The following is a 12,920-nucleotide window of genomic DNA, read 5'->3' on the forward strand; positions in this document are numbered from 1 at the left end:
CCTACCGCCGGGCAGTGGCACGTTGGCGGGAACGGGACGCGAGAAGCCAGGACTGGACGTCGTCCAGCTCCCGCCCGTTCTCGTCCAGGTGATGGCGCGTCCAGATGCCCTGGTCGTCAAGGTGCCAACTGGACGTTTCGGGATCCATGTAGCGGCGGAGCATGTCCAGGACGTACGTGGTGTTTTCGCCTCCGGACAGCTGCACCAGGGCTTCAACGCGCCGGTCGAGGTTGCGGTGCATCATGTCGGCCGACCCTATGTAGACCACAGGATCCCCGCCGTTGCCAAACGCGAACACACGCGAGTGTTCCAGGAAGCGGCCAAGGATGGACCGGACGGTGATGTTCTCGCTCAGTCCGGGGACACCCGGCCGCAGCGAGCAGATGCCGCGGACAATAACATCGACCTTCACTCCGGCCTGGGACGCCCGGTAGAGGGAATCGATGATCGCCTCATCAACCATGGAGTTGACCTTGATCTGCACCCAGGACCTGTTGCCGGCGCGGGCGTTGCGGATCTCGGTCTCGATCCTGTCGATGAGCCCGGAGCGCACCGAGCGCGGCGCAACGAGGAGTCGTTTGAAGGTTGACTTCGGGGCGTAGCCGGAGAGCTGGTTGAAGAGCTTTGAGAGATCCTCTCCCACCTGCTCGTTGGATGTCAGCAGTCCGAGGTCCTCGTAGTAGCGTGCCGTGCGCGGGTGATAATTGCCCGTGCCGATGTGGCAGTAGCGGCGCAGGCCGTCTACTTCCTGGCGGACCACGAGGGAGAGTTTGCAGTGCGTCTTCAAGCCCACGATGCCGTACACAACGTGTACGCCGGCCTGCTCCAGTTTGCGGGCCCAGGAGATGTTGGCCTGCTCGTCAAAACGGGCCTTGATCTCCACCAACGCCAGGACCTGCTTACCCGCCTCTGCTGCGTCGATAAGGGCATCCACGATGGGGGAATCGCCCGACGTCCGGTACAGGGTCTGCTTAATGGCCTGCACCTTCGGGTCCGCGGCTGCCTGCTCGAGAAATGCCTGGACCGATGTGGAGAAGGAATCGTAGGGGTGGTGCAGCAGAATGTCCCGCCGGCGCATCGCCGCGAAGACATTGGCGGCCTTGGAAGTCTCGGATTCGTTCAGGTAGCGGGACGTGTGGGGCACGTGCTTGGGGTAGTGCAGGTCCGCCCGGTCGATCCCGGCGATGACTGACAGGCCGCGCAGGTCGAGCGGCGCGGGCACCGAGTAAACCTCGGATTCCTCGACGCCGAGCTCCCGGATCAGGAGGGCACGGATGTTGGGATTGATGTCATTGGTGACCTCGAGCCGGACGGGAGGGCCGAACCGGCGGCGCAGGAGTTCCTTCTCGAGGGCCTGCAGGAGGTTTTCGGCGTCGTCCTCTTCCACCTCAACGTCCTCGTTCCGCGTGACGCGGAACGTGTGATGTTCCAGGACCTCCATGCCCGCGAAGAGCTGGTCGAGGTGGACGGCGATGACTTCCTCAAGGGCGATGAACCGGGCAACGCGCCCCGGAACGGACCCGGCGCGCGGGCCGTCGATGGATATCAGGCGCGGCAGCTGGTCCGGCACCTTAACTCGGGCGAACAGCTCCTTGTCGCTGACCGGGTTCCGGACCACTACGGCCAGGTTCAGGGAGAGTCCGGAAATGTAGGGGAACGGGTGTGCGGGGTCCACGGCCAGCGGCGTGAGGATGGGGAAGACCTTTTCCGCGAACATGACGCTGAGGCGGTGTTTGGCCTCGTCGTCGAGTTCGTCCCACTGCATGAGGTGGATGTGCTCATATGCCAAGGCGGGGCGGATCTGCTCCGCGTAGACCTGGGCGTGGCGCTGCTGCAGCTTGTGCGCCGCGTCGCCGATCTGTTCGAGGACCTGGACCGGGCTCAGGCCCGCGGGGGAGGGCACCGCGAGTCCGGTGGCAATCCTGCGCTTCAGGCCGGCGACGCGGACCATGAAGAACTCGTCAAGGTTCGAGGCGAAGATGGAGAGGAAACCGACGCGCTCGAGCAGGTAGAGGGTGGGGTCCTCGGCGAGTTCAAGGACCCGTGCATTGAAGGCCAGCCAGCTCAGTTCCCGGTCCAGGAAGCGGTCGGGGCTGATCTCACCCTCGGGCTCGAGGATGGCGGCGAACTCCGGAATGTCGATCCGGTCCTGGGTGGCGCGGGACGCGGGCACTTCAGAGGAGCCGAAACGGGCACGCGCCGGAGCCGTCTTGATAGCGGTAGTGGCTGATCCGGCAGATTCCGGTTGCATGCTCTCTCCTTGGTGGCTGGATTTAGCTTCAACCTTACAAGCATTCGCCTCCGCGCGACCGTCAGATTTCAGCGGAAACGGCGCGCGCGTCGGGACCCGGTCAGCCTTCGTCAACCGGGCCGTACATGACGTCGACGTCCCACCGGGTGAATCCCAGCCGGCGGTACAGGGAGACGGCCGGGGCGTTGTCCGCATCCGTGTAGAGCATGACGGCGTGCAGGCCCTGCTGTTGCAGATACCGGATGCCGGCGACCGTCAGGGCTTTGCCCAGGCCCATGCCCTGCGCCGCCGGCGCCACACCGACGACGTAAACCTCACCGATCGCGGGATGGTCGCCGTGCCGGGGGTGGACCTTGGTCCAGTGGAACCCGAGGAGTTGGCCGTCACGGTCCTCGGCCAGCAGGAAGCCGGCCGGATCGAACCACTGTTCGGCCATCCTGGCCTCCAGGTCCGCCCTGGTCAGGGAGCCCTGCTCGGGATGATGTGCAAAGGCCGCGCGGTTGGCCGCCAGCCAGGACTCCTCGTCCTTGCCGGGCACAAATGACCGGAGCGTAATGCCCTCCGGCAGTCCGACGTCGGGCAGTTCTGCCGAGGCGGTAGCGAGCCGCATCTTCCAGAGTTCCCGGATGGGGCCGTAGCCGTAGCGGGCGGCGAGGTCCGCAGCCGCTTCGTGGTTGCCGTGGGACCAGGCCTTCAGCCCGCCGAACCCGCGGGTGGACTTCAGCGTGGACACGAGCCGGCCCGCCACGCCCTGGTTCCGATAGCTGGGGTGCACGGCAATCTCCAGGATGCCTGTGCCGTCCTCCTCCTCAACCACGACGGCGAAGCCTGCCAGGTCCTGGGCTGTGGCGGGATCCGAGTCCTCGTCCGGGGCGTAGAGAGCCAGGGTCAGCAGTGAGTGGGGGCCGGCGTCAGCAGCGCGCAGGGTCACCAGCGTCTGTTCGGAGATGGACGGGTTGCCGTCCGATTCCTCGGCGGCTGCGAGCAGGGTTTTAATGTCCTGCAGCAGCTGTTCTCCCACCCCGCCCCTGATGACGGTGACGGGCCAATTCTCCGGATGCGCAGGACTCATGCTGTCAAGGCTATACGTTGTGCCGATTGTGCCTTGCGATTGCGCCTTCCAACTTGTGGCTGCCCGCCGCTGGCCCCGATTTGTGGCCATCGGATCCGCCCGGTATAGTCGGTATCTCGTTCGGCTTCCTGAGCTGAATGTGAGGGGGATCCACCACTGGGGTGGCCTCGATACGTTCGACCCGTATGTCCTCCACTGAACAACGGGAAAGGCCCGGACTCGAAAGAGTCCGGGCCTTTTGCGTTGCGGGAATCTCTCCTGCGAATTCAGCCCGCGAATGCAGCCCTTGGAGGACCGGGACCGGTCAGGCTTCGGCGAGTTGCTCGTCCTCCTGCTGGCGGACCAGGGTGAGCCGGTAGCCGACGTTGCGGACGGTGCTGATCAGGTTCTCGTGGTCGGCGCCGAGCTTGGCGCGGAGCCGCCTGACGTGAACGTCCACAGTGCGGGTGCCGCCGTAGTAGTCATAGCCCCACACCTCGGTAAGGAGCTGCTGGCGCGTGAACACGCGGCCGGGGTGTTGTGCCAGATACTTCAGCAGCTCGAATTCCTTGAAGGTCAGGTTGAGTGCCGCGCCGTTGACGCGGGCGGTGTAGCTCGCTTCATCGATCACGACGCCGGCAGCCCGGATCTCGGACGGCGTGTCCTCCTGCTCCGGTACAGCACGCGCCACAGACAGTCGGATTCGGGCCTCCACCTCGGCCGGGCCGGCGGAATCGAGCACGATGTCATCGACAGCCCAGGCAGACGATACAGCAGCCATGCCGCCTTCGGTGAGGATGAGCACCAGCGGCGCGCTGAGGCCTGTGGCCTTCAGGAGCTGGGTAAGGGACCGGGCCCCGACCAGGTCTTTGCGCGCGTCAAGGAGAACGATGTCGCAGGGGTCTGTTTCCAGCAGGGCAGTCGGCTCGGCCGGGAGGATGTGAACGCGGTGGTTCAGGAGCTCCAGGGCAGGCAGGATGTCCACCGATGATCCGGTGCTGTTGGTCAGTAACAGGATGTGCGACATTGTTCCTCCAAGGGGCCGTCCGCGCATCATTGGGCGACTGAACCGGGCTTCCACCGGCCGTACTGTGCTGGCCGCAGGAGGTCCGGACACCCTGGCGGACCAGTGTCTCCGTTCGCCTTGCGGAAAGCCTAGCTGAGCTCTGAGTATACCTAACGGCCCCCGTCCAGACACTGATCCGGCCGGGCAACGCGCCTCATTTGCGACATATGCCAGTCACATAAGGCAGGATTGAAACGTCAGGGCGCCACCCAGCCCGTCAAACCGGCACAGCCCGTCGAAGACAGCCGGATGAGGCCATAGCCAGATGAGGACGCAGCGAAGTTGAGTGCAGAGTCGAAGAGGAGTACGCATGGCCGCGCCTGAGGTGAGCGCAGCGGCGCCCTCGGGGACCGCTGTGAAGTCCTGGAGCATCGAGGTGATTGGCCTGGCCGGACTGGCTGTCATTATCGCCAGCATCTACCGGACGCCCGACGTACTCCTCGCCGTCTCGGTGGTCATAGCCCTGGCCGTTGGCGTTGGCTGGCCGCACTACCTGGGGATACCCGCCAAGAAGACGCTCGCTGCGGTTATCGGACTCTGCGGCGCCGGTTCGGCAGTGGCCGCTGCCAGCATTCCCGCTCCCGGCTACCTTGACTGGGCGCCCGGTTTCATCGCACTCGGTGTCATGTCCGTTTTCGTCGTCCAGCTGGTGCGCGGAACCGGTCAGGCCCAGCGCCTGGAATCCACTCTGGGCTGCTGCGTGGGTGTCCTGCTGTCCTGCCTGGGGGCAGGCTGGATCGCCGCCGCCCGGTTCAACGGCGTCAAGGAAATGATGCTCGTAGCCGGCGTCAGCGCCGCCGTGGCCCTGCTCGCCGGTCTCATCCGCTGGCCGGACAGCATCGTGGCTCCGCTGGGCATAGCCCTTGCCGGTCTTGCCGGGCCGCTCGCGGGACTGGTGTTCTCGGATATCGCCGTTCTCCCCGCAGCCATAGTCGGGGTGGTGGTCGGGGCTGTCCTTGTCAGCTTCCGCCGGCTTGTGACTCTGCGCGGTACCGCGCTGAACTTTCCGGGCGCGTTGGGGATGGGCCTGGCACCCGTCGCCGCGGTCGGTTCGCTTGCCTACTTCATAGACAAACTACTCATCTACTAAAGCGTTAGGATGGCACCATGTCCGTACTTGCATATGAAATTTTCTTCCTTGTCCTGCTTGGCATTGCCAGCCTTTCCATGGCTTGGTTTGCCGGCTACGTGGTCTACCGCCTGTTCAAGGGACAGAAGTAGAACCGCCCCCTGTTAGCTGCTTCACGAGGTAACAGCCGTGCCTATTGAGATACCCACAGACCTGACTCCCGAACTGGTCCCGCTGTCCTGGCTCATTGGTGAGTGGGAGGGCCGTGGACGGCTTGGGGCCGGCGACGAAAGTTCCGAGCATTTCCTCCAGCACGTATCGTTCACCCACAACGGGTTGCCGTACCTGCAGTATCGCGCGGAAAGCTGGCTCACCGACGAAGAAGGCAACAAACTCCGGCCCCTTACCGTCGAGACCGGCTTTTGGGCGCTGGAACGTAAACAGTTGGATGCCGACGGCGGCCCTGGCCTGATTCCGGCCGACATAGTGCCGGCGCTGAAGAGCGCCGACGAGGTGGAGGCGCTGCGAAACAAGGACGGCGGCTTTGACATTTCGGTCTCCATCTCGCACCCCGGCGGCATATCCGAGCTGTACTACGGCCAGATCAAGGGCCCGCAGATCCAGCTGAGCACAGACATGGTAATGCGGGGCAGCCACTCCAAGGACTACAGCGCCGCCACCCGGATCTTCGGACTCGTCGACGGGAACCTGTTGTGGCGCTGGGACGTGGCCACCGGCGGTGCGTCTCCGGCCAGTTCCTCGGAGCCGGGCAACGGCCTCGAAGCCCACGCCTCGGCGTTCCTGAAACGCGTCTCTTAGCAGCATTCCCTGCCAGGGCTTCCTTAACAGACCGTTTTCCGGCAGGGCCTTCCAGCCCTGTCCCTGTATCTCCCCATGGTCTACGTTTGGCCTGAGGTCCCGTTTCCTCAGCCAACGCAACCTTGAGCTCCACATGGATGCAGCCAACCCGCCGGCGAACTACAGCTATTATCCTGCCGTGCAGGAGGCGGACATCGTTGTGGTCGCCGTGCCCATCTGGCTCGGGGACAACTCCTCCCAGACGAAGAAACTCATCGAGCGCCTGTACCCTCATTCTGGACAGCTCAACGGCAAGGGCCAATGGGCCTTCTATCCCAAAGTGGGCGGCTGCCTGATCACCGGCAACGAGGACGGCATCAAGCACTGCTCAATGAACGTCCTCTACAGCCTGCAGCACATCGGATTCACCATTCCTCCCCAGGCCGACGCCGGCTGGATTGGCCCCGTAGGGTCGGGCCCGGGCTACCTCAATAAAGGATCCGGCGGCCCGGAGAGTGATTTCACCAACAGGAACACCACGTTTATGACGTGGAATCTCCTGCATCTGGCCAGAATCTACAAGGACGCCGGCGGGATTCCCGCCTACGGCAACCTTCCGCAAGAATGTAAGGCTGGATCCAGATACGGCTTCGAAAACCCGTACGGCTTCGAAAACCCTGAGTACCGCTGACTGTGGTGGCGGCGCCGTTGGTGGATTCGAACCGCCGGAATACCCGCCAGAGCAAGGACGTTCCCTTCATATGACTATCAAGAGCCCTCTGTTGTCGCGCCCCGGATCCGTCGAAGCGGCCGGCGCCGATGCCGGCGTCGCGTCCCACTACGGTGAGCCGCTGCGCGAGCAGCGCGCCCTCGCGGCCGGTACCGCCGTCGTCGATCTGTCCCACCGCGGCGTGGTGACGGTCACCGGCCCGGACCGCCTGAGCTGGCTGAACACTCTGTCCTCCCAGCAGGTCGCCAACCTGCAGCCTGGTGAGTCCAGTGAGCTTCTGCTGCTGAGCCTGCAGGGCCGTATTGAATTTGATGCGCGGGTAATTGACGACGGCGGGACTACCTGGCTGATCGTCGAGGCCGCTGAAGCCGCTCCGTTGGCCGAGTGGCTGAACAGAATGAAGTTCATGCTGCGGGTTGACATCGCCGACGTCTCGGACGAATGGGCGGTGCTGGGCTCGACCAGGGCGGTGCCCGAGTGGTCCGGGCTGAAGGTCTGGCAGGACCCGTGGCCGCACGTCGCTGCCGGCGGATATGCCTACTCGCTAGTGGCCGAGGACGCCCACCCCGGCGCCGAACGCCCGTGGTTCGAATACCTCGTCCCCGCAGCGGAGCTGGAATCGACAGTGGGGGAACGGGCACTGGCCGGAGTGTCGGCGTCCGAAGCTTTGCGTGTCGCCGCCTGGCGACCCCGGCTCGGCGCCGAAACGGACGACAAGACCATTCCGCACGAGCTGGACCTGCTTCGGACGGCCGTCCACCTGGCCAAAGGCTGCTACAAGGGGCAGGAGACCGTTGCTCGGGTGCACAATCTGGGTCATCCTCCTCGGCGGCTCGTGTTCCTGCAGCTGGATGGCTCCCAGCACACCATGCCGCAGGCGGGGAGCCCGGTACTGCTGGGGGAGCGCAGGGTGGGAACCGTCACATCCGTGGCGCAGCACTACGAGATGGGCCCCGTGGCCCTGGCGGTCATCAAACGTTCCGTCGCGCCGGATGAAATACTGACTGTCATGGACGGGGAAGAACCGTACACAGCCGCGCAGGAAGTGATCGTGGCTCCCGATGCCGGGCAGGTTGTTGGCCGGCAGACCGGATTCCTGAGGGGGACCCACAAATGACAGACCAGCCCGAAGCCGCCGCACAGATGGACGAGGAGACCCTCGAACTGGCGCACCGGCTCTTCGACGCCGCCCGCAACGGCGAAACGGAACTGCTTCGCAGTTACCTCAATGCCGGTGCCCCCGCGGGCCTGACCAACTCTGCCGGGGACTCGCTGCTCATGCTCGCCGCCTACCACGGTCACGCAGAAACGGTGCAGCTGATCCTGTACCACGGCGGCGACGCCAACCAGGCGAACGGGCGCGGACAGACACCCTTGGCGGGTGCGGTGTTCAAGGGCTACACGGACGTGGCCCGCGTGCTGTTGGACGCCGGCGCCGATCCCGATGCCGGGACTCCTTCAGCCCGTGCGGCCGCGGACATGTTCGCGCGCAAGGATATCCAGGAGCTGCTGGCGTAGGCCGGAGCTGTGACGCATCTTTTCGAGAACGTCAGCAGGCCCTGGCCGGCGCTCTGGTCCCTCGTCATCGGTTTCTTCATGATCCTGATCGACACCACCATCGTGTCGGTGGCCAACCCGAGCATCATGGCGGGACTGAACACCGACATCAACGCCGTCATCTGGGTGACGAGCGCCTATCTGCTGGCTTATGCCGTTCCTCTTCTCGTCACGGGCCGGCTCGGTGACAGGTTCGGACCGAAGCGGCTCTACCTGTCGGGGCTCCTGGTCTTCACCCTTGCCTCCCTCTGGTGCGGGCTCTCGGGCACCATCGAACTGCTGATCGCGGCGCGCGTGCTGCAGGGCCTCGGTGCGGCGCTGATGACACCCCAGACCATGGCCGTGATCACCCGTATCTTTCCGCCGGACCGGCGGGGCGCCGCGATGGGGCTGTGGGGTGCCACGGCCGGCATGGCCACGCTTGTGGGGCCCATCCTCGGTGGTGTGCTGGTTGACGGTTTGGGCTGGGAGTGGATCTTCTTCATCAACGTGCCCATCGGCGTCGTCGGTTTCATCCTCGCGTGGCGCCTGGTGCCGTCCCTGACGACCCACCCGCACAAGTTTGACCTCCCCGGTGTGGTGCTGAGCGCCGTCGGGCTCTTCCTGCTCGTGTTCGGCCTCCAGGAGGGCGAGACGTACAACTGGGGAACCATCACCGGTCCCGTCACTGTGTGGGGACTGATCATCAGCGGAAGCGTGGTGCTGGCGCTGTTCGTCGGCTGGCAGGCCATCAACAAGGGCGAGCCGCTGCTTCCGCTGGGCCTCTTCAAGGACCGGAACTTCTCGCTGGCTAACGTCGGCATCACCGCAGTGGGGTTCACCGTTACTGCCTTTGGCCTGCCCCTTATTTTTTATTACCAGATGGTACGCGGCATGACGCCCACGCAGTCGGCCCTCATGATGGTGCCGATGGCGCTGATTTCCGGCGGTCTTGCCCCGGTGGTGGGCAGGTTTGTTGACCGCGTGCATCCGAGGTATATCACGGTCGCGGGGCTGCTGCTCATGGCCGTGGCGCTGTTCTGGAATTCAGCGCTCATGCATCCCGAAACCCCCGTGTGGCTGTTCCTGCTGCCCAGTGCCGTGATGGGCTTCGCGAACGCCGGCATCTGGGCGCCCCTCAGCTCTACTGCCACCCGGAACCTCCCGCCGCGGCAGGCGGGAGCCGGGGCCGGCGTGTACAACACCACTCGCCAAATCGGCGCCGTCGTCGGCAGTGCGGGGATCGCCGTCCTGATGCAGGCCCGGCTTGCTGCGGAACTTCCTCCCGGCGCGGCGGGGGAGTCGGGTATAGCGGGGGAGCCGGGCGTCCCGGAGGGTGCGGGCGTGAGCTTCGGAGGCCAGCTTCCCGAGGCTCTCCATGCGGGATTTTCGACGGCGATGGGCCAGTCGATACTGTTGCCGGCGGCCGTGATTATGTTCGGCGCAGGCGTGGCGCTGTTCTTCACCAAACCAATACCGGTGCAGGGCTGGGGCACGGTGCAGCCCGGGCGAACCGAGGACAGCGCGGCGAAGGCGCCGTAGCCGGGCGCCTTTGGTACAGACCTGTGCGTCAGCCCAGACCCGGGGTCTCAGCCCAAAAGCACGCTGGTCTGGATGCCGCCCGTGGAAAAGCCCAGGCTGCGGGCCGTGGCCAGCGAGCCCTTGTTGCTGACATCGGTGCGCCACTGCAACGTCAGCCCGGACGCCAGGGCCTCGTGGGCTGCGATTGACGCCGCCAGCGATCCGACGCCCCGACGCCGCCACTGGGGTGCCACGAGCACGCCCATGTGGGCCAGGATTCCTTCCCACTCCGTGTAGGCACCGCAGGCCACAGGCACCTTCCGGCCGTTCTCATCGAGCATGATGGTGTACCGGTTCTCCAGGTGGGAGAGCCCTACCTCGTTGACATCATCCGGCGGGCAAAGCCCCTCGAGCTCTAACGCCTCCGGATTGCCATGCGAGACGGTGAGTTCCTCGGGAGACTGCAACAGGGGAAGATCGTCGGCGAAAAACAGTGCGGCGGAGCCTTGCCCGTGCCCGCCGTGGCTCCGGGTGATGGTCAGCAGCGTGACGTGCTGGGCCATGTCCTCATCGGAAATACCGGCAGCCGCGTCCAGCGCCCATTGCGGTCCTACGAGCGCTGAGCTACCGAACAAGCGGACGAACTCGAGGGAGCGGGCCGATTCGTCCGCCCTGGTGATACGCTCGCCAGATTCCAAAGCGCTGGCGAAGGCGCCATCGTCGAGTCCCAGATGGCGCGCCCAGGCCAGCTGGATGACGGCGGCGGAATGGGGCTCAAGGCTCATGCCTCAAGCCTACCGATCCCGGCATCCCCGCGGACCCGGAGCACGAACGGACACTTAAGCCCCTCCAGACCAGCGCGAACGGACAGATAATGCCCTCAAAAACCAAAGAATTAGGGCCTTATCTGCCCGCTCGCCCTCGAAAGGGGACGGCCGGGAATCCACTTGTAGCAGAGAGGCAATTCGTGTTTAGCCGAAGAGGACGGCCGCTTCGTCGTACCGGTGCTGGGGGACTGTCTTGAGCTTGCCCAGGGCTGCTTCGAAGCCCACGTGGTCGATGTCGGTGCCGCTGAGCGAAACCATGGTGCCCCAGCGGCCCTCGACCACGGAGTCGACCGCGGCCATTCCGAGCCGGGTAGCGAGCACGCGGTCGAAGGCCGAGGGGACGCCGCCGCGCTGGATGTGGCCAAGGATCGTGGAGCGGGTCTCGATACCGGTCCGGGCTTCGATCTCCGGAGCCAGCTGATCTGCGATGCCGCCAAGGCGGGGCCGGCCAAAGGTGTCCAGGCCGCGCTCGGAGTGCGGTGACTCCATGTGTTCCGGCACGAAGCCTTCAGCAACAACCACCAGCGGGGCACGGCCGCGGTCATGGGCCTCGTTCACCCATTTCGTGATCTGCTCGATGCTGACCTTTTGCTCGGGAATCAGGATCGCGTGGGCTCCCGAGGCCATGCCGGCGTGCAGGGCGATCCACCCAACGTGGCGGCCCATGACCTCGGCAATCATGCAGCGGTGGTGCGACTCACCGGTGGTCCGCAGCCTGTCGATGGCCTCGGTGGCGATCTGCACGGCGGTGTCGAAACCGAACGTGTAGTCCGTGGCGTCCAGGTCGTTGTCCACTGTCTTGGGAACTCCGACGATCTTCAGGCCGGCGTCGGTGAGGCGCTTGGCGGCGGCGAGGGTTCCCTCGCCGCCGATGGCAATGATGGCGTCGATGCCGAGCCGTTCCATGTGGGCCTTGATGACGTCCGGCCCGCCGCCGTTCTCGAAGGGGTTGGTGCGGGAGGTGCCAAGGATGGTGCCGCCTTGCTTGGCGATGCCTCGGACGAGCGTGCGGGGGATGGGAATAATGTCCCCTTCAACCACGCCGCGCCATCCGTCGAGGAACCCCACGAATTCGTGGCCGTGGATGGCGATGCCCTTTAGGACGGCGCCGCGGATGACGGCGTTCAGTCCGGGGCAGTCGCCGCCGCTGGTGAGGATTCCAATTTTCATTATTTCGGCTCAAATCCTGATTCGAAGGTGTACGGGCAGAGCGCCACGCTGAGCTCACATAGAGTCTAGTGTGGAGTGTGGCCAAGGACACAAACGGTTACATGCAGCGCCACCGGTGGGGTTCCGCCTGCCGCTTGGCGTGATACCAGGCACTCTTCCCCGGCCATGACCCAAGCAGGAGGGCACAAGCAGGGGCATAAACCGGGGGTCCCCTGCTCATTAGAGCAGGGGACCCGTTAAAGTCGCCGCCCGCTGTCCACGGGCAGTGGCGGCAGCCCGCCGTCGTGTGTCACCGGCGGTTGGCGCGCTTCTCGAGGAAGGACTGCAGGGCGATGGTGCCGTTCTGGTTAGGCAGGATCAGCCACGCGGCCAGATAGAACACCACGGCCGGGCCGGGCAGGAGGCACAAGAGGAGGAAAGCGATCCGGACGTAAGCCACGTCCACGTTTAACTTGTCGGCGATTCCGCCGCAGACTCCGCCGAGCCATCGCTGCGGACCGCGCCTCAGGCCGAGGCCCCTGACAATGCTATAGAACTGTTCCATATCTCAAGCCTTCCCGTTTGTGGAGCCGTTGTCACGCCGGCGGGCCGAAAGCAGCCCGCCGATCACCAGGGCGGCGCCGGCGCCGATCATGAGGCCGATCAGCACGTAGGTGCCGTTCAGCACCACGAGCCCCAGCTGGGAGATGATGATCAGGATCGCCAGTGCGAGGACCAGCAGTCCCCAGACGATGGTGCTGACGCGGGCCGTCGAGTCCGCCGCCGAAGCCGCTGTGTCCTGACCCGTCTGGTCCTGACCTGGCCGGCCCTGACCCGTCTGGTCCTGACTTGTGCCGTGCGGCGCAGGCGACCCGGAGGTTTCTGCCCGTGAGGATTCCGGTGCGGGGTCGAAGCTGCTCAT

12 protein-coding genes and 1 pseudogene are annotated in these 12,920 nt (G+C 65.1%); 6 read left to right on the plus strand and 7 right to left on the minus strand.

Translation table 11 applies throughout. The features are described from left to right. Position 1: 1 nt before the first annotated feature. The 3 genes from M1E01_RS05405 to M1E01_RS05415 all read right to left on the minus strand — a co-directional run bounded on the left by M1E01_RS05405 (position 2) and on the right by M1E01_RS05415 (position 4,329). The gene (locus M1E01_RS05405; protein ID WP_457974077.1) at positions 2-2,251 is read right to left on the minus strand and encodes an RNA degradosome polyphosphate kinase; all 2,250 of its coding nucleotides are present in this window, start codon (positions 2,249-2,251) and stop codon (positions 2-4) included. Positions 2,252-2,351: 100 nt separating this feature from the next. Beyond that, positions 2,352-3,323 (minus strand): mycothiol synthase, encoded by a 972-nt coding sequence (mshD, locus tag M1E01_RS05410; protein ID WP_457974078.1) that lies wholly within the window; start codon positions 3,321-3,323, stop codon positions 2,352-2,354. Between the two features lie 304 nt (positions 3,324-3,627). Then, positions 3,628-4,329: a winged helix-turn-helix transcriptional regulator gene (locus M1E01_RS05415; RefSeq protein ID WP_400479470.1), complete on the minus strand. Its 702-nt coding sequence runs from the start codon at positions 4,327-4,329 to the stop codon at positions 3,628-3,630. A gap of 394 nt (positions 4,330-4,723) precedes the next feature. Here M1E01_RS05415 and M1E01_RS05420 point away from each other — a divergent pair, with 394 nt between their 5' ends. The 6 genes and pseudogenes from M1E01_RS05420 to M1E01_RS05445 all read left to right on the plus strand — a co-directional run bounded on the left by M1E01_RS05420 (position 4,724) and on the right by M1E01_RS05445 (position 10,043). Beyond that, positions 4,724-5,458, plus strand: a complete 735-nt coding sequence (locus M1E01_RS05420; RefSeq protein WP_457974872.1) for a permease — start codon at positions 4,724-4,726, stop codon at positions 5,456-5,458. 168 nt (positions 5,459-5,626) lie between these two features. Beyond that, complete coding sequence (locus tag M1E01_RS05425) at positions 5,627-6,256, plus strand: FABP family protein (protein WP_457974079.1); 630 nt, start codon at positions 5,627-5,629, stop codon at positions 6,254-6,256. A gap of 169 nt (positions 6,257-6,425) precedes the next feature. Next, positions 6,426-6,926, plus strand: a pseudogene (locus M1E01_RS05430) (flavodoxin family protein); the annotation flags it as partial. A 70-nt stretch (positions 6,927-6,996) separates the two neighbouring features. Next, complete coding sequence (ygfZ, locus tag M1E01_RS05435) at positions 6,997-8,082, plus strand: CAF17-like 4Fe-4S cluster assembly/insertion protein YgfZ (RefSeq protein ID WP_457974080.1); 1,086 nt, start codon at positions 6,997-6,999, stop codon at positions 8,080-8,082. Further along, complete coding sequence (locus M1E01_RS05440; protein WP_457974081.1) at positions 8,079-8,483, plus strand: ankyrin repeat domain-containing protein; 405 nt, start codon at positions 8,079-8,081, stop codon at positions 8,481-8,483. Before ygfZ ends, M1E01_RS05440 begins: the two co-directional genes overlap by 4 nt. Positions 8,484-8,561: 78 nt before the next feature. After that, a complete protein-coding gene (locus M1E01_RS05445; RefSeq protein ID WP_457974873.1) occupies positions 8,562-10,043 on the plus strand; it encodes a DHA2 family efflux MFS transporter permease subunit in 1,482 nt (493 codons plus the stop codon). Between the two features lie 47 nt (positions 10,044-10,090). Here the strand turns inward: M1E01_RS05445 and M1E01_RS05450 are convergent, their stop codons facing one another. The 4 genes from M1E01_RS05450 to M1E01_RS05465 form a co-directional block, all read right to left on the minus strand. Beyond that, positions 10,091-10,807: a GNAT family N-acetyltransferase gene (locus tag M1E01_RS05450; protein WP_457974083.1), complete on the minus strand. Its 717-nt coding sequence runs from the start codon at positions 10,805-10,807 to the stop codon at positions 10,091-10,093. 186 nt (positions 10,808-10,993) lie between these two features. Further along, positions 10,994-12,019 (minus strand): 6-phosphofructokinase, encoded by a 1,026-nt coding sequence (locus tag M1E01_RS05455; RefSeq protein WP_457974084.1) that lies wholly within the window; start codon positions 12,017-12,019, stop codon positions 10,994-10,996. 289 nt (positions 12,020-12,308) lie between these two features. Next, positions 12,309-12,563 carry a PspC domain-containing protein gene (locus M1E01_RS05460; protein ID WP_457974085.1) on the minus strand — a complete coding sequence of 85 codons (255 nt, stop codon included), beginning with the start codon at positions 12,561-12,563 and terminating at the stop codon, positions 12,309-12,311. Between the two features lie 3 nt (positions 12,564-12,566). Next, positions 12,567-12,920, minus strand: coding sequence for a hypothetical protein (locus tag M1E01_RS05465; protein WP_457974086.1), 354 nt, complete (start codon positions 12,918-12,920; stop codon positions 12,567-12,569).

The sequence above is a fragment of the Arthrobacter sp. D1-17 genome (genome assembly GCF_054130535.1).